Origin of the sequence: Paenibacillus sp. FSL K6-1122 (assembly GCF_037977015.1) — a bacterium.
In the GTDB taxonomy this organism is placed as follows: Bacteria; Bacillota; Bacilli; order Paenibacillales; family Paenibacillaceae; genus Paenibacillus; species Paenibacillus amylolyticus.
The window spans coordinates 5549851-5567347 of the sequence record NZ_CP150272.1 but is presented as its reverse complement, the minus strand read 5'-3'; the positions used below and the strand labels follow the sequence as shown (position 1 = coordinate 5567347).

At 48.0% G+C, this 17497-nt stretch carries 11 protein-coding genes, 9 tRNA genes and 3 rRNA genes; 21 read left to right on the top strand and 2 right to left on the bottom strand.

Going from position 1 to position 17497, the window contains the following annotated elements:
- Nucleotides 1–284: 284 nt before the first annotated feature.
- The 20 genes from NSQ20_RS24955 to yajC all read left to right on the top strand — a co-directional run bounded on the left by NSQ20_RS24955 (nt 285) and on the right by yajC (nt 14298).
- Nucleotides 285–1837: ribosomal RNA gene (locus tag NSQ20_RS24955) — 16S ribosomal RNA — on the top strand.
- A gap of 309 nt (nt 1838–2146) precedes the next feature.
- Nucleotides 2147–5072 (top strand): 23S ribosomal RNA (locus NSQ20_RS24950).
- A 79-nt stretch (nt 5073–5151) separates the two neighbouring features.
- A 5S ribosomal RNA gene (gene rrf, locus NSQ20_RS24945) occupies nt 5152–5268 on the top strand.
- Together the 16S, 23S and 5S rRNA genes with 9 tRNA genes alongside form the textbook arrangement of a ribosomal RNA operon.
- A gap of 83 nt (nt 5269–5351) precedes the next feature.
- Nucleotides 5352–5427, top strand: a tRNA-Asn gene (locus tag NSQ20_RS24940).
- 4 nt (nt 5428–5431) lie between these two features.
- Nucleotides 5432–5503 (top strand) — tRNA-Glu (locus NSQ20_RS24935).
- A gap of 6 nt (nt 5504–5509) precedes the next feature.
- Nucleotides 5510–5585, top strand: a tRNA-Val gene (locus NSQ20_RS24930).
- 17 nt (nt 5586–5602) lie between these two features.
- Nucleotides 5603–5676: transfer RNA gene (locus NSQ20_RS24925), tRNA-Met, on the top strand.
- A 27-nt stretch (nt 5677–5703) separates the two neighbouring features.
- A tRNA-Asp gene (locus NSQ20_RS24920) sits at nt 5704–5781 on the top strand.
- 23 nt (nt 5782–5804) lie between these two features.
- Nucleotides 5805–5879: transfer RNA gene (locus tag NSQ20_RS24915), tRNA-Gly, on the top strand.
- A gap of 6 nt (nt 5880–5885) precedes the next feature.
- A tRNA-Arg gene (locus NSQ20_RS24910) sits at nt 5886–5962 on the top strand.
- Nucleotides 5963–5978: 16 nt separating this feature from the next.
- Nucleotides 5979–6057 (top strand) — tRNA-Leu (locus NSQ20_RS24905).
- A 7-nt stretch (nt 6058–6064) separates the two neighbouring features.
- Nucleotides 6065–6138, top strand: a tRNA-Pro gene (locus NSQ20_RS24900).
- A gap of 201 nt (nt 6139–6339) precedes the next feature.
- A complete protein-coding gene (locus NSQ20_RS24895; protein WP_340031079.1) occupies nt 6340–7032 on the top strand; it encodes a BofC C-terminal domain-containing protein in 693 nt (230 codons plus the stop codon).
- 306 nt (nt 7033–7338) lie between these two features.
- Entirely contained in the window at nt 7339–7842 is a 504-nt protein-coding gene (ruvC, locus tag NSQ20_RS24890) for a crossover junction endodeoxyribonuclease RuvC (RefSeq protein ID WP_017686765.1), read from the top strand.
- Nucleotides 7839–8453 (top strand): Holliday junction branch migration protein RuvA, encoded by a 615-nt coding sequence (gene ruvA, locus NSQ20_RS24885; RefSeq protein ID WP_036616866.1) that lies wholly within the window; start codon nt 7839–7841, stop codon nt 8451–8453. The genes ruvC and ruvA overlap by 4 nt, the downstream gene beginning before the upstream one ends.
- A 55-nt stretch (nt 8454–8508) precedes the next feature.
- A complete protein-coding gene (ruvB, locus tag NSQ20_RS24880; protein ID WP_036616868.1) occupies nt 8509–9519 on the top strand; it encodes a Holliday junction branch migration DNA helicase RuvB in 1011 nt (336 codons plus the stop codon).
- 105 nt (nt 9520–9624) lie between these two features.
- A complete protein-coding gene (locus NSQ20_RS24875; RefSeq protein WP_340031078.1) occupies nt 9625–11712 on the top strand; it encodes a SpoIID/LytB domain-containing protein in 2088 nt (695 codons plus the stop codon).
- Nucleotides 11713–11718: 6 nt separating this feature from the next.
- The gene (queA, locus tag NSQ20_RS24870) at nt 11719–12747 is read left to right on the top strand and encodes a tRNA preQ1(34) S-adenosylmethionine ribosyltransferase-isomerase QueA (protein WP_340031077.1); all 1029 of its coding nucleotides are present in this window, start codon (nt 11719–11721) and stop codon (nt 12745–12747) included.
- A gap of 35 nt (nt 12748–12782) precedes the next feature.
- Entirely contained in the window at nt 12783–13919 is a 1137-nt protein-coding gene (gene tgt, locus NSQ20_RS24865; RefSeq protein WP_036616872.1) for a tRNA guanosine(34) transglycosylase Tgt, read from the top strand.
- Nucleotides 13920–13986: 67 nt separating this feature from the next.
- Entirely contained in the window at nt 13987–14298 is a 312-nt protein-coding gene (gene yajC / locus NSQ20_RS24860; RefSeq protein WP_074096232.1) for a preprotein translocase subunit YajC, read from the top strand.
- A gap of 125 nt (nt 14299–14423) precedes the next feature.
- Here yajC and NSQ20_RS24855 read toward each other — a convergent pair whose 3' ends face one another.
- Entirely contained in the window at nt 14424–14816 is a 393-nt protein-coding gene (locus NSQ20_RS24855; protein ID WP_340031075.1) for a TIGR04086 family membrane protein, read from the bottom strand.
- 183 nt (nt 14817–14999) lie between these two features.
- Between NSQ20_RS24855 and NSQ20_RS24850 the strand changes: the two genes are divergently transcribed.
- Nucleotides 15000–15758 carry a DUF421 domain-containing protein gene (locus tag NSQ20_RS24850; protein WP_340031074.1) on the top strand — a complete coding sequence of 253 codons (759 nt, stop codon included), beginning with the start codon at nt 15000–15002 and terminating at the stop codon, nt 15756–15758.
- A 3-nt stretch (nt 15759–15761) separates the two neighbouring features.
- On the opposite strand, the gene spoVB is transcribed toward NSQ20_RS24850, so the two are convergent.
- Nucleotides 15762–17396 (bottom strand): stage V sporulation protein B, encoded by a 1635-nt coding sequence (spoVB, locus tag NSQ20_RS24845; RefSeq protein WP_340031073.1) that lies wholly within the window; start codon nt 17394–17396, stop codon nt 15762–15764.
- Between the last annotated feature and the right edge of the window lie 101 nt (nt 17397–17497).

The window sequence follows — 17497 nt, the reverse complement described above, 5'->3', positions numbered from 1 at the left end:
AATGTAAAACTACTAAAGAAAAGAAATGAAAAAAAACTGTTGCATTACATTCAGCCGTATGATATATTATTTAAGTCGCCGCTGAAACACACGGCTGACACGGGAAACATAAGAGGTAATGAAACAAGTTTGATCTTTGAAAACTGAACAACGAGTGAGTAAACATTCTGCTTGCAGAATGAACGCGAAAGTTTGAGACAAGCCTTGGCTTGAATCGGCTGGAGCACAAATGAGATTTTTAATCTCGTCAGATTCAAAATGAGCTTATCGCTCTTTTCAATACTTTATTGGAGAGTTTGATCCTGGCTCAGGACGAACGCTGGCGGCATGCCTAATACATGCAAGTCGAGCGGACTTGAAGAGAAGCTTGCTTCTCGGATGGTTAGCGGCGGACGGGTGAGTAACACGTAGGCAACCTGCCCTCAAGTTTGGGACAACTACCGGAAACGGTAGCTAATACCGAATAATTGTTTTCTTCGCCTGAAGGAAACTGGAAAGACGGAGCAATCTGTCACTTGGGGATGGGCCTGCGGCGCATTAGCTAGTTGGTGAGGTAACGGCTCACCAAGGCGACGATGCGTAGCCGACCTGAGAGGGTGATCGGCCACACTGGGACTGAGACACGGCCCAGACTCCTACGGGAGGCAGCAGTAGGGAATCTTCCGCAATGGGCGAAAGCCTGACGGAGCAATGCCGCGTGAGTGATGAAGGTTTTCGGATCGTAAAGCTCTGTTGCCAGGGAAGAACGCTTGGGAGAGTAACTGCTCTCAAGGTGACGGTACCTGAGAAGAAAGCCCCGGCTAACTACGTGCCAGCAGCCGCGGTAATACGTAGGGGGCAAGCGTTGTCCGGAATTATTGGGCGTAAAGCGCGCGCAGGCGGTCATTTAAGTCTGGTGTTTAATCCCGGGGCTCAACCCCGGATCGCACTGGAAACTGGGTGACTTGAGTGCAGAAGAGGAGAGTGGAATTCCACGTGTAGCGGTGAAATGCGTAGATATGTGGAGGAACACCAGTGGCGAAGGCGACTCTCTGGGCTGTAACTGACGCTGAGGCGCGAAAGCGTGGGGAGCAAACAGGATTAGATACCCTGGTAGTCCACGCCGTAAACGATGAGTGCTAGGTGTTAGGGGTTTCGATACCCTTGGTGCCGAAGTTAACACATTAAGCACTCCGCCTGGGGAGTACGGTCGCAAGACTGAAACTCAAAGGAATTGACGGGGACCCGCACAAGCAGTGGAGTATGTGGTTTAATTCGAAGCAACGCGAAGAACCTTACCAGGTCTTGACATCTGAATGACCGGTGCAGAGATGTACCTTTTCTTCGGAACATTCAAGACAGGTGGTGCATGGTTGTCGTCAGCTCGTGTCGTGAGATGTTGGGTTAAGTCCCGCAACGAGCGCAACCCTTATATTTAGTTGCCAGCACTTCGGGTGGGCACTCTAGATAGACTGCCGGTGACAAACCGGAGGAAGGTGGGGATGACGTCAAATCATCATGCCCCTTATGACCTGGGCTACACACGTACTACAATGGCCGGTACAACGGGCTGCGAAATCGCGAGATGGAGCCAATCCCAACAAAGCCGGTCTCAGTTCGGATTGCAGGCTGCAACTCGCCTGCATGAAGTCGGAATTGCTAGTAATCGCGGATCAGCATGCCGCGGTGAATACGTTCCCGGGTCTTGTACACACCGCCCGTCACACCACGAGAGTTTATAACACCCGAAGTCGGTGGGGTAACCGCAAGGAGCCAGCCGCCGAAGGTGGGATAGATGATTGGGGTGAAGTCGTAACAAGGTAGCCGTATCGGAAGGTGCGGCTGGATCACCTCCTTTCTATGGAGAATCGTTTCCTGCAACGGAAACATTCAAATACGCAGCTTAGCTGCAAAACACTCACTCGTTGTTCGGTTTTGAGAGCTCAAACTCTCAAACAGCTTGCTTTTGCATGGAGCTTGTTCTTTGAAAACTAGATATCGAAACGAAACAAACGCGAATTAGAACATTCCTTTAAGCTGAACTTGTGCAAACAAGTCAAGTGTATAAAGGTAGTTAAATTGCTTTTGTGATGGTATCGGGTGAGAGCGACTTTTGGCTTTGCGCAAGCAAAACAAGGGAAGCGAGCGACCGAAACCGGAACAAAATGGTTAAGCTACTAAGAGCACACGGAGGATGCCTAGGCGCTAGGAGCCGATGAAGGACGTGGCGAACAACGAAACTGCCTCGGGGAGCTGTAAGCAAGCTTTGATCCGGGGGTGTCCGAATGGGGAAACCCAGCTGGGGTAATTTCCAGTTACTCATAACTGAATACATAGGTTATGCAGAGGCATACCAGGGGAACTGAAACATCTAAGTACCCTGAGGAAGAGAAAACAATAGTGATTCCGTCAGTAGCGGCGAGCGAACGCGGAGAAGCCCAAACCAAAGAGCTTGCTCTTTGGGGTTGTGGGACGTCTCACATGGAGTTACAAAGGAACCGGTTAAGCGAAGAGGTCTGGAAAGGCCCGCCAAAGAAGGTAAAAGCCCTGTAGTTGAAAGTTGGTTCCCTCCGAGACGGATCCCGAGTAGTGCGGGGCACGTGAAACCCCGTATGAATCCGGCAGGACCATCTGCCAAGGCTAAATACTTCCTAGCGACCGATAGTGAAGCAGTACCGTGAGGGAAAGGTGAAAAGCACCCCGGAAGGGGAGTGAAATAGAACCTGAAACCGTGTGCTTACAAAAAGTCAGAGCCCGTTTTAGGGGTGATGGCGTGCCTTTTGTAGAATGAACCGGCGAGTTACGTTCCCGTGCAAGGTTAAGGTGAAGAGCCGGAGCCGCAGCGAAAGCGAGTCTGAATAGGGCGACTTAGTACGTGGACGTAGACCCGAAACCGGGTGATCTACCCCTGTCCAGGGTGAAGGTGCGGTAACACGCACTGGAGGCCCGAACCCACGCATGTTGAAAAATGCGGGGATGAGGTGGGGGTAGCGGAGAAATTCCAATCGAACTCGGAGATAGCTGGTTCTCCCCGAAATAGCTTTAGGGCTAGCCTCGGAAAACAGAGTCGTGGAGGTAGAGCACTGATTGGGTGCGGGGCCCGCAAGGGTTACCAAGCTCAGTCAAACTCCGAATGCCATAGACTTACTTCCGGGAGTCAGACAGTGAGTGCTAAGATCCATTGTCAAAAGGGAAACAGCCCAGACCATCAGCTAAGGTCCCCAAGTGTGTGTTAAGTGGGAAAGGATGTGGAGTTGCACAGACAACCAGGATGTTGGCTTAGAAGCAGCCATCATTGAAAGAGTGCGTAATAGCTCACTGGTCGAGTGACTCTGCGCCGAAAATGTAACGGGGCTAAACACACCACCGAAGCTATGGCTTGATGCTTTGCATCAGGGGTAGGGGAGCGTTGTATAAGGGTTGAAGGTGTACCGTAAGGAGCGCTGGACATTATACAAGTGAGAATGCCGGTATGAGTAACGAAAAGATCAGTGAGAATCTGATCCGCCGAAAGCCTAAGGGTTCCTGAGGAAGGCTCGTCCGCTCAGGGTAAGTCGGGACCTAAGGCGAGGCCGAAAGGCGTAGTCGAAGGACAACAGGTCGAAATTCCTGTACCACCGTAAGCCGTTATGAGCAATGGGGGGACGCAGTAGGGTAGTGACGCGGACTGATGGATGTCCGTCTAAGCAGTAAGGCTGATGTGTAGGCAAATCCGCACATTGTAAGGCTGAGCTGTGATGGGGAGCGAAAATTATAGTAGCGAAGGTCATGATCTCACACTGCCAAGAAAAGCCTCTAGCCAGGTGATGGTGCCCGTACCGCAAACCGACACAGGTAGGCGAGAAGAGTATTCTAAGGCGCGCGGAAGAACTCTCGTTAAGGAACTCGGCAAAATGACCCCGTAACTTCGGGAGAAGGGGTGCCCCGGTAGTGTGAATAGCACGAGGGGGCCGCAGTGAAAAGGCCCAAGCGACTGTTTAGCAAAAACACAGGTCTGTGCGAAGCCGTAAGGCGAAGTATACGGGCTGACGCCTGCCCGGTGCTGGAAGGTTAAGGGGAGTGGTTAGGAGCAATCCGAAGCTGTGAACCGAAGCCCCAGTAAACGGCGGCCGTAACTATAACGGTCCTAAGGTAGCGAAATTCCTTGTCAGGTAAATTCTGACCCGCACGAATGGCGTAACGACTTGGGCGCTGTCTCAACGAGAGATCCGGTGAAATTTTAATACCTGTGAAGATGCAGGTTACCCGCGACAAGACGGAAAGACCCCATGGAGCTTTACTGCAGCTTGATATTGAATTTGGGTACGATCTGTACAGGATAGGTGGGAGCCTTTGAAGTGTGAGCGCCAGCTTGCATGGAGGCAACGTTGGGATACCACCCTGATCGTATCTAGGTTCTAACCTGGTACCGTAATCCGGTGCGGGGACAGTGTCAGGTGGGCAGTTTGACTGGGGCGGTCGCCTCCTAAAGAGTAACGGAGGCGCCCAAAGGTTCCCTCAGAATGGTTGGAAATCATTCGAAGAGTGCAAAGGCATAAGGGAGCTTGACTGCGAGACCTACAAGTCGAGCAGGGACGAAAGTCGGGCTTAGTGATCCGGTGGTACCGCATGGAAGGGCCATCGCTCAACGGATAAAAGCTACCCTGGGGATAACAGGCTTATCTCCCCCAAGAGTCCACATCGACGGGGAGGTTTGGCACCTCGATGTCGGCTCATCGCATCCTGGGGCTGAAGTAGGTCCCAAGGGTTGGGCTGTTCGCCCATTAAAGCGGTACGCGAGCTGGGTTCAGAACGTCGTGAGACAGTTCGGTCCCTATCTGTCGTGGGCGTAGGAAATTTGAGAGGAGCTGTCCTTAGTACGAGAGGACCGGGATGGACGTACCGCTGGTGTACCAGTTGTTCCGCCAGGAGCACCGCTGGGTAGCTATGTACGGACGGGATAAACGCTGAAAGCATCTAAGCGTGAAGCCCCCCTCAAGATGAGATTTCCCAGTATGTAAGACCCCTTGAAGACGACGAGGTAGATAGGCTGGGGGTGGAAGTGCAGCAATGCATGGAGCTGACCAGTACTAATCGGTCGAGGGCTTATCCAATAGCAAGTTGTAATTCGCATGTTTCGTTTCGAATCTAGTTTTCAGAGAACAATCTCTGAAATGTAAGCTAAGCTATGCGTTTGGTGGCGATGGCGGAGGGGTTCCACACGTACCCATCCCGAACACGACCGTTAAGCCCTCTAGCGCCGATGGTACTTGGACCGCAGGGTCCTGGGAGAGTAGGACGCCGCCAAGCGAACTCTTTCATCATACATAGAAAACAGGCTCTGCATGTTGATGTTGTACGATGAATTGCATTTGCACTGCAAATGCATATATTCCCTGATAGCTCAGTTGGTAGAGCACTCGACTGTTAATCGAGTTGTCACAGGTTCGAGCCCTGTTCGGGGAGCCATTAAGGCCCGTTGGTCAAGGGGTTAAGACACCTCCCTTTCACGGAGGTAACAGGGGTTCGAATCCCCTACGGGTCATATTATGGAGGCTTAGCTCAGCTGGGAGAGCATCTGCCTTACAAGCAGAGGGTCGGGGGTTCGATCCCCTCAGCCTCCACCATATAAACTTTATAACGACGCGGGGTGGAGCAGCCCGGTAGCTCGTCGGGCTCATAACCCGAAGGCCGCAGGTTCAAATCCTGCCCCCGCAATTATACTTTCCTTTGAGAAAGTGATCTGGAACCGTGGTGTAGTTGGCCTAACATGCCTGCCTGTCACGCAGGAGATCGCGGGTTCGAATCCCGTCGGTTCCGCCATTTTTATATTAATAATACCGTGTGCGGAAGTGGCTCAGCGGTAGAGCATCGCCTTGCCAAGGCGAGGGTCGCGGGTTCGATTCCCGTCTTCCGCTCCAATTTTTGCGCCCTTAGCTCAGCTGGATAGAGCGTTTGACTACGAATCAAAAGGCCGGGAGTTCGAATCTCTCAGGGCGCGCCATTATAACTTCAAATTTGCCGGCGTGGCGGAATGGCAGACGCGCTCGACTCAAAATCGAGTGGGAAACCGTGGAGGTTCGAGTCCTCTCGCCGGTATATATAACGGGATGTAGCTCAGCTTGGTAGAGCACCTGGTTTGGGACCAGGGGGTCGCATGTTCAAATCGTGTCATCCCGATCTCTAAAAACACTATCTATTATAGATAGTGTTTTTTTATATTTATCTATATAAAATTCTATAAATGCAGGTTCGATATTAACTATGACAAATTCTCTAAGCTAACACATGTGTGTTCCTTCTTCAGACTACAAGTTAATTGTGCATAAAGCCTCAATCTTTAGGTCACAATAGGTTTAAAAAGTGATAGAAGGGGTTCATGTGAACACGTTTAACTTCAGAAAACAATTCAAGAGACGCTGGCGAAGGTGGAAACGAACAGTATGGATGACGGCGGCTCTGCTTGCAGTTACGATATTGGCTTACAGCGGGTTGTCTATCTCATCGGCGATAGAGCGTTTGCTGACAACTAATTTTAGTGAGGCAACCAGTGTGATGGGCCCTGTTACGCAGGAAACAAGATCAGAACAGGAGATTCAGGCGTTAGTAGAGCAACTTGATTCTGATCCGGATCATTTAACAAGTGTGGTTTTGGAGACAAAGTACATCTGCGGAGTGGAAACAGAGCAGTTAGGCAAGATGGCTAGACCACAGTTGAAGATGCTGCTGGCTCAACATCCGGAATGGGATGCTACCGTTGGAACATCAGATGAGTTGTATCTGAAGCAACGTGTAGATGACCTTTCACCGCTTTGTAAACAACAGGCTTATATCAGCATAGATGCTGTAGGGAACCTTAATTTGTACGAGGGTAAGCCTGCAGAAGAGAAGGTTATTCGTACGTTCTTTCAATTGGATGTTGGAACGTTGGAAAGTTCTTTGCCTGAAGGCGTACTAGAGCAATTGCAGCAGGGTATTCGGATTCAAGACAAGGATGAGTATGATAGCGTGATCTCTACGTTCAGTGACTATGCCGTGGATGAAGACCATCATTTAATCCGTAATGGCGGGTAATCCAAACGTCCTCACCTACAGTATTAAAATTGTGAAGTACTGAAACGATGGTGGCAAGCAATAACATTGGTGGTTTACGTAACCAAGCGATAGAATCTAAAATACGTGGAATGTGATGAAGGACATCGAAGAGATGTCCTTTTTGTCGTTTAAACTAAAATAGTTGAAAATACGAATAAACATGTAAAAAATTCGCGAATAAAGACGAGTAATCAGTTAGACAAAGTTTTTCCTGCCGCAGGGTCTATCTTTTGTTATAATGAAATGAACGATACATATGTTCGCTTTTGTGAGGGAGAGATGGTTTTGCGTTTTTTGGGAATTGACCCGGGGATTGCGATTGTTGGTTTTGGTTTTGTGGATAAAATCGGCAGTAAGGTGGTACCCGTACAATATGGATGTATTCAGACGGAAGCTCATACCCCTGAAGAGGAACGGTTGCTTCACGTATATGAAGGTATGGTGCAATTGATTGATAAATACAAACCGGACGCAGTAGCGCTGGAGAAACTTTTTTTCAATCGGAACGTTACAACAGCGATGTCTGTCAGTCAGGCGAGAGGCGTCATGGTACTCGCTGCGGCACAGAAGGGTTTGCCTATTGCAGAGTATACGCCAATGCAGATCAAGCAGGCTGTTGTGGGGTACGGTAAAGCGGAGAAGAAGCAAGTACAGGAGATGGTCAAAATGTTCTTGCGTCTTCAGGTCGTTCCTAAGCCGGATGACGTAGCGGATGCATTGGCTGTAGCGGTGTGCCACGCACACTCTTATACATTAAATTCCAAGTTGAATGAGGTATTGCGAAAATGATTGATTTTCTAAGAGGACAGTTCATTCATGTAGAGAATGATTATATTGTGCTGGATGTTCATGGTGTAGGGTATCGCGTATTCTGTCCAAATCCATTTGCGTTTGCGAAGCAAGAAGGCGAAATTACCGTGTACACTCACCATCATGTGCGTGAGGATGCGATGTTGCTGTTTGGATTTGTTACACGGGATGAGCAGCGTTTGTTCCGTAAACTGATTGAAGTATCCGGTATTGGTCCAAAAGTAGCTCTGGGCATACTCGCTGGAGGTACACCAGAACATGTGGTTACGGCGATTTATCAGGAGAATCTTACGTTCTTGACCAAATTGCCAGGCATCGGCAAGAAGACTGCACAACGCATGATTCTGGATCTCAAGGATAAGCTGGATAGTTTTGGCGCGGCAGCTTATGCAACAGGGTTGTTCGCTCCTCCATCGGAAGAGTCGGGAAGTGGTTCAGCCTGGGATGAGGCACGTGAAGGTCTCAAGGCACTTGGGTATACTGACAGTGAGCTTGATAAAGTATGGCTCAAATTGAAAAAGGATGTTACTACAGCAGATTCCGTTGATGTGTTGATGAAAAAGGCGCTGCAAATGCTGTTTACGGGATAATACAAATTGCATATTATAATATAGCTGTAGCCTGCAAAAAAAGGTAGGGATGAACATGGATGACCGGATTATTTCCGCGAACTTGATGATGGAGGACCAAAATGTTGAGTTGAGTCTTCGTCCCCGGTATCTGAATGAATATATCGGGCAGAATCAGGTGAAGGAAAATTTAAAGATATATATTGAAGCTGCCAAATTTCGTAATGAGGCATTGGATCACGTTTTGTTATATGGACCACCTGGACTTGGTAAAACAACACTTGCCAATATTATTGCCAACGAATTGGGCGTTAATTTACGAACTACGTCAGGCCCGGCCATTGAACGCCCGGGTGATCTTGCAGCATTGTTAACCAATCTGCAGGAAGGCGATGTCTTGTTTATTGATGAGATTCATCGTTTGCATCGTACGGTTGAAGAAGTCATGTACCCTGCTATGGAAGATTCGGCATTGGATATTATGATTGGTAAAGGTCCAAGTGCACGTTCCGTTCGGCTGGATCTGCCACCATTCACTCTGATTGGGGCTACAACGCGTGCTGGCTTGCTGTCTGCTCCACTTCGAGATCGATTTGGTGTTATCAGTCGATTGGAATTCTACACGGTTGATGAGCTGGCTTATATCGTCTCACGCTCTACCGAAATTTTGGGTGTGGAGATTGTGGGAGATGCTGCGCAAGAGATTGCATTGCGCTCACGTGGGACACCGAGGATCGCGAACCGTTTGTTAAAACGAGTACGCGACTTTGCACAGGTACGTGGTGATGGGATTATAACGCAGACACTGGCGGAAGAAGCGCTGCAACGTCTCCAGATCGATCCACGTGGCTTGGATGACATTGACCATAAGATGCTCAAATCGATGATCAACAGCTTCCGGGGAGGTCCCGTAGGATTGGATACAATTGCTGCTACAATCGGTGAAGAAAGTCAGACGATCGAGGATGTTTATGAACCGTATCTGCTTCAGATTGGTATGATTCAGCGTACACCAAGGGGCAGGATCGTAACAGATCTCGCCTATCATCATTTGGGTCTTCCTGTTCCACCAAGAGACGGGAAATAATCAAATCTGTTGAACATGCTCATTTGAACGTTCACCATAAACATTGAAATAATCACGTGTTAACCCGATATAAAGTGAAAGAAATGCATGGAGAGGAGTCTGATTGTGGGAAAAGCAATACGAACGAAGAAGTGGAGTCGTCGATTGAAGGTACTGGCGGCAGCTCTTTTGACAGTGGGTTGTTTGCAAGTGCCTGCGTATGCAGCAGCAAATGATGGACAGACGATCCGGGTTGCCATGTTTGCAAATCTGGGCAGTACGTATAAATCAACTACACCACTCATTACGCTTGAGTCGGCCGGACAATGGAGCATCCAATCGGAGAGCGGCGCAAATGTAAACCTTCCGGCAGGACAAGTTCGTTTCAGTGCAGATGGATTCCGAGTAAAGGTGTTGGAAACAGCGGACTTTAAGGCAGCATCTGCAGCAGCAAAATTGTTGCAGGCAACCGCAGATAAACCGTTGCTGTTCACAACGTCTGTGAATGGAAATGCCATTTACCAGCTCTACACAGGCAACTATGCAACGGAGGCACTGGCAGGACAAGCTGTTACACGAGTACAAAAGGTAGCAACAGCTCAATTGGCTGGTCAAAAGCCAACTGTAACGGGAAGTAAACGCCTGTCTGCTGGAACCTATGGTTCGATTCAGGAAGCAGAGGCAGTACAAGCCACCCTTTTATCAACAGGAGTTAGTAGTGTCTATCCAGTCCTTCAACTGAGTGGTGGAAGCCAAGCATACGCGGTATGGGTGGGTGAAGCTTCAACGGATGCGGAATTAACCGCATTGAAGAACAGTGTGGAAGCCAAAGCTCCGGGGGTAAGCCTTTCACCTGTCAACACTAATGCAGGGCTCATCATCCGCCAGGATGCAGGATTAAGTACGGATGCACTCAAAACAGCTCCGCATTACACCATTGCAGGTACTGAATCCAAAGCATTGGTACAAGGGAATGGCAATGGTATCAAAGTAGTGGAACGTTCCCAGCGAACGTATCGTGGAGATATGGAAATCAGCATCGTAAGTGGTGATCTGGCGTTGGTCAACGTCGTTCCACTGGAGCAATACCTGTACTCTGTCGTAGGGGCAGAGGTGTATTCCTCCTGGCCTGCTGAAGCTCTGAAAGTTCAAGCCGTAGCTGCTCGATCCTACGCGCTTCAACAGGGTGAACGTTTCAAAATTGCGAATGTCGTGGATACAACGCTCAGCCAAGCCTACAACGGGATTGGTTCGGAGAACGATAAAGTAACCAGTGCAGTGGATGCAACTGCTGGAGAAGTGGTCAAGAGCGGTGGGAAAATCATCGAAGCTGTATTCTCCTCTAATGCTGGCGGCCAGACGGCTCATCCTTCTGAGGTATGGAACGGCGGAGCAGGTGTGTTCACCAATGTGGTTAGCTCAGGGGATACATCAGCCCAGGCAGGATTACATACGTGGTACCATGTGCTGCTGGGTACAGGCGTTAATGGGTACATTCGTGAGGACAACATCAAAGAATTAACGACCAAGACCAATGCAGGACTGGCAAAAGTGACGGTAACGGCTCAGAACACCAATGTGCGTGCCGTGCCGTTAATTCAATCCACCGTTGAACCTGTAGCCAAAATGAATCCAGGCAACGAAGCTGTTGTGTTGGCAAAAGTGGCTCAATCCAACGATTATGCTTGGGTGAGAGGACCTTTCACGTCTGCCCAGTTGGTTAAATCCCTTCAGGGTAAAACAACAGCGTCTGTTCCTGCTTCAATCTCAACCTTGGAAGTGACCAAGCGTGGACCTTCCGGAAGAGCACTTGAAGTCACTGCCAACGGACAGGCTATGACGGTGAAATATGCCGATACATACCGCTCTGCGCTCGGTGGATTACCGAGCACTTTATTTGATATTGCAGGGACCGGAAGTTATACTGTATTAGGCGCTGACGGCAAAACAGCCAGTAAAACCGGCTCAAATGGTGCCTTTGTATTGTCTTCTTCTGGCGCAGGAACATCATCCGATAATGCACTTGTAGTTATGAGTGGTGATGGTCAAGCGAGAGCGGTGACGCAGGGTCAGACCTTCATGTTCATCGGTCAGGGCAATGGCCACGGATTGGGCTTGTCCCAATGGGGAGCCAAAGGCATGGCAGATGAAGGGTATGATTACCAGGCAATATTGAAACACTATTATCAAAATGCGACTATTGTTAAGGAATGAAACTAAATGAATGTGAACTTATATGATTTTGAATTACCAGAGCAATTGATAGCACAGACGCCGTTACTTGATCGCACGGCATCCCGTTTGCTTACCTTGAACAAAGTTAGTGGTGAGATTAATCATCAAACGTTTCCTGATATTATCGATTTTCTGAATCCCGGTGATACATTGATTCTGAATGATACACGCGTTCTACCAGCCCGTCTGTTCGGTACAAAAGAAGATACCGGAGCAAAAGCGGAAGTGTTATTGCTCAAAAATGTGGAAGGCGATAAGTGGGAAGCACTGGTTAAGCCGGGTAAAAAGCTGAAAGCCGGTTCAGTCATCGTATTTAGTGATGAATTGAAGGCAATCATTGAAGAAGAGGGCGAGATGGGGGCACGTACACTTACGTTTACGTATGATGGAATCTTCCAAGAGATTTTGGACCGTCTGGGTGAGATGCCGTTGCCACCTTATATCAAGGAGACATTGGATGACCGCGAACGGTATCAGACCGTGTACGCCAAGCATGAAGGATCGGCGGCTGCACCTACAGCGGGACTGCACTTTACGGATGAATTGTTGGATCAGATTCGTGCCAAAGGTGTTAATGTGGCCTTCATCACGCTTCATGTGGGACTGGGAACATTCAGACCAATGTCGGTTGACGTTGTTGAAGATCATGTTATGCATGAGGAGTATTACTCCTTGTCACAAGAAACGGCAGATCTGATTAACCAGACTAAAACGAATGGACACCGTGTTTTTGCGGTTGGGACAACGAGCTGTCGGACTTTGGAAACGGTAGGCAGCAAATTTGAAAATGGAATACTGCAAGCGAGCAGCGGATGGACCGGCATTTTCATCTATCCGGGCTATTCCTTCAAAGTGATCGATGGGATGCTTACGAATTTTCATCTCCCGAAATCCACGTTGGTTATGTTGGTTAGTGCACTAGCAGGCAGGGAACATATTATGCAGGCATATGAGGAAGCCATCCAAGAGAAATACCGGTTCTTCAGCTTCGGCGATGCCATGTTGATATATTAGTATAACGATTAACTTTTAGAGGATGATTAAAACCAATGGCAGCAATTACGTATGAACATATCAAAACTTGCAAACAATCCGGTGCACGTCTGGGACGTGTACATACACCTCACGGTATTATTGAGACACCAACCTTTATGCCTGTAGGTACACAGGCGACTGTCAAAACAATGAGCCCTGAAGAGTTGAAAGAAATGGATGCTCAGATTATTTTGAGTAATACCTATCACCTGTTTCTGAGACCAGGACATGAAATCATCCGTGAAGCTGGCGGGTTGCACAAATTCATGAACTGGGATCGTCCAATTCTGACGGACAGCGGCGGATTCCAAGTGTTTTCTCTCAGCGAGATGCGCAAGATTACGGAAGAAGGCGTTAACTTCCGTTCTCATCTGAATGGAGACAAGAAGTTCCTTTCTCCTGAAGTGGCGATGGAAATCCAGAATGCACTTGGCTCCGATATTATGATGGCGTTTGACGAATGCCCACCGTATCCGGCTGAATATGAATATGTAAAAAAATCACTCGAAAGAACAAGCCGCTGGGCAGAACGTTGTCTCGAAAGTCACGCTCGTCCGCATGACCAAGGTCTGTTTGCCATCGTACAGGGAGGCATGCATGAAGATCTTCGCCGTCAGAGCGCCGCAGATTTGACTTCCATGGATTTCCCGGGGTATGCTATTGGTGGACTGAGTGTTGGAGAACCGAAACATTTGATGTATGGTGTATTGGATTATACGTTACCTTTGTTGCCGTCCAATAAACCACGTTATTTGATGGGGGTAGGTTCGCCCGATGCGTTGATTGAGGGATCAATTCGTGGAGTGGACATGTTCGACTGTGTTCTGCCAACTCGGATTGCCCGTAACGGAACAACGATGACCAGCCAAGGACGTCTGGTAGTTCGTAATGCCAAGTTTGCAACTGATTTTGGGCCACTTGACCCTGAATGTGATTGCTACACTTGTCGCAACTATTCCAGAGCTTATCTGCGTCATTTGATCAAAGCAGATGAAACATTTGGCCTGCGTTTGACAACGATCCATAATCTTCATTTCTTGCAGAATTTGATGCGTAATGTACGTAAAGCCATTATGGAAGATCGTTTGCTTGATTTCCGGGATGAATTTTTCGATCAATATGGTCTTCATGACAATGACAAAGGTTTCTGATTGAGGTTTTGAGGGAACTGGCGTAACAAGCAATATCTGTATGTATAGTCGATAAGGGGGAGTTTGAATGTTTCAGGGAATGACTCTAGCAGGAGCGCAAGGCGGTGGAATCGTATCTTTGATTGTACCTTTGGTACTCATGGTTGCGATTTTCTACTTCTTGATGATTCGTCCACAGAACAAAAAGCAAAAGCAACGGAATTCGATGCTGAGCCAATTGAAAAAGGGCGATAAAATTGTAACGATTGGTGGCCTTCACGGTACGATCGCTGAGATTACGGACGATGTGGTTGTATTGCGTGTAAACGATGTAACTAAGCTTACATTTGACCGTAATGCAATCAGCACGGCTGTAGCTCGTGATACGGCTGTTGAATAGTTACTGTAACATAGAATAACGAGGGTGCGTTTGTGGCGTATTCCCTAGTAGAGAACCGGATCTCCCTGGAGACCCGGTTCTCTTTTTTGATTTATGAGGGAAGGTCGATGCTCTTTACGAGTCAGCTAGGAGCGATGCGTATTAACACCGAACATACCACCGAGAGCTGAAATGAAGAACGCGCTAAGCAGTTGTAAACTATCCTTCCAATTAAACGAAGCATCCAGCGCGAGAAATCCGATCAACAGCACAAGGAATCCATATACGATTCCGGTAATCCCTCCGTAGTACCATCCTTTTTCACCAGAACGTTTGCCTGCGACAAAACCACCAACCAATAATGACAAGCCATGAACAACATAGGTATACAACGAGAGGTCCTGTTCCCGCATTCCGCTCATCCAGAGAAACAAGGAGAGAATAAATGCCCCGATAAACATCCATACAAAAGCCTGACAGAGGCCTGACAGAATCGGATTGGACACTCGAAACGAAACCAAGCGGCGGATCAATTGCATGAAGCAACCCCCTTGTACAAGTTATAAGTTAATACAGTGTATGGTCAAGCCTTCGGACTTATGAACTGTTTTCCATTAAATGAACGGATTATTTCTGCATGAGCATGTAAGGTTCAGGTCAAAATAGGGATTGCACTACCCAGCTAACTGTTAAAAACTCAGTTTCGAAGGAGGACCCCTGTTGTGAACTTCCCAGATGTCGGATCACATATCTTTCGAACCATTCTCATGTACTTTCTGGTGTACTGTGCAATGAGGGTTATGGGTAAACGTGAGATTGGTAAGCTATCCATGTTTGATCTTGTCGTGTCCATCATGCTTGCTGAAATGGCTGCTTTTGTCATTGAAGATATTGATAAACCGCTCTCTCACGGGATTGCCCCCATGCTTACCTTGATTATTGTACAGATCGGAATGGCGTTTATAGGTCTTAAAAGTCGGCGTCTTCGCCTGATAATTGATGGCAAACCTACTGTTTTGATCTCCAAAGGCGTTCTTCACCGGGATGAGATGCGGAAGCAACGATATAATCTGGATGATCTATTACAACAACTCCGTGAACAGAATGTAGACAGTATCGGTGAGGTTGATTTCGCTATTTTGGAGACCACAGGCAAGCTGACCGTTTTTCCCAAGGATGAGAATGCTTCTAACGGCAGCAGTTCTTCCGGCTCTGATTCAGAAGGGGCTTCTTCCGGTAAATCCAAAACAGAGAAAAATCAGATTGACGGATTTCCAAATATCAAATATGAAGGTCTGCCACTCCCCTTAATTATGGACGGAAAGGTCCAGGATCAGAATCTGGAGATCATCCAGAAAACGAGATTTTGGCTGAAAAATCAAATTCAACAGAACGGAATTATGGATTTCAAAGATGTATTTATATGCTCCATTGACCACAATGGGAAGATATATGTCAGTCCAAAAGATGATAAAAAATGAAAATCATTTGCCTGAGCGGCGCTTGAACCATGAACCAATCAAAGGAGCACGGGACAGATCATGAAAGTCAATCATTTTGGTCCAGCCCATGACGATGAAATACACGATAAGCCCGACAAAAGGAGCGAGAAGCATCCTCACCCAAAAAGGCAATATCATGGCAGTCTCTTCGTATACGAGTAGGGTTGCTGCTCCCATAATAAACATTCCTGCACCCGTCTTGACCCAATCCATCATTTTGAAGCGGAACTGTAGCAGACTGCGTACGCTTTGGGCATGTAACAGGGTAACTACCGTAGAATTCACACAGATGGCGATGACTGCACCGAAGATGCCATATTCAGGCCGGGAAGCAAGCGTTAAAATCAACGTGATTTTGATAACTGCACCTATAAACGTATTTAGCAATGCTTTACCCGGACGGTCAAGAGCTTGTAATGCAGCTTGAAGAGGAGCTTGAATATAAATGAACAAAGCAAAAGGAGCCATTAGCTTCAGCATGCTTCCGATCGATGCATCATTATACAGAACAAGACACATCGGTTCGGCAAGCACATACATAAACACGGAAAACGGAGCACCTGTCACAAGTGCCAAGCGTAATGCCTGATGCATTCTTTTGTGAATCAGTGCGCGATCTCCCTGAGCAGAAGCTTCGGACAGTGAAGGCACAAGTGATGTCGCGAGCGATGAGGTTAGTGCCCCCGGCAGCAGCAGCAAAGGAATAATCATACCTTGTAATGCACCATATTGTGCTGTAGCGAGCCCTTTGGATATGCCTGCCAGAGCCAGACTCTGGGCAGTAACGATGGTTTCGGCCAAATAGGATAAGGAGCCAACCAATCGGCCTGCTGTAACAGGAATAGAGATTGCAAGCAAACGCCGGATTAATCCGGGCTGTGGAGTACCCGCCTCTTTCAGAACTGAAGGTATTGGGTTTAAAGGTTTGGCTGAAGGTTTGGTTGTGAGATTGGACATGTTCTGTTGCATAGCGAGCGGTAACTCTTTCTTCTGCCTGTTATACTTCCACAAGAGTACAAGCATACCGCCGAATTCTCCAACGAGCGCTCCCAGCATGGCACCAGCAGCAGCTTGGGCAATACCGTGGGGGAGGAGAAGCCAGGCAAACCAAATGACACAGACGATACGAATGATGGTTTCAACAATGGATGAAATGGCAGTAGGCATCATGTTTTGCTTACCTTGGAAATACCCTCTGTAGACAGCAGATACGGCGATAATGGCAATCATGGGGCTCATACTAACAAACGTATGGTATACCCGCTCATCTGTGAGCACGTACTTGGTAACCCAGGGTGCAAATAGGATGCATAAAAACATGAATACTACACCCAAGGTCAACGTAAAGCTTAAGCTTACTTGCAGGATTCGCTGGGGGGAATAACGATTGGCACCGGTATCAGCTTCGGCTACGAGCTTGGCTACGGCGAGCGGAATACCACCCGTAATTAATGTCACCAGTACGATAAAAAAGGGATAGCTCAATTGGTAGATGCCAACACCTTCTGCACCAATGACTCGTGGCAGCGCAATGCGCGGGATGAAACCAAGTATTCGATTAATTATGCCTGCCGCGAGCAGGATCATGGCCCCCTGAATAAATGTCTGTTTCTTCAAGACTACCCCTCTTTCCCGGTTGAAAGTACAGGCTATCAACATAAACGGGACAAAGCCGTTGTTCTTCATCCTATGCCAGTCCTTTATCTTCTCATGACAAC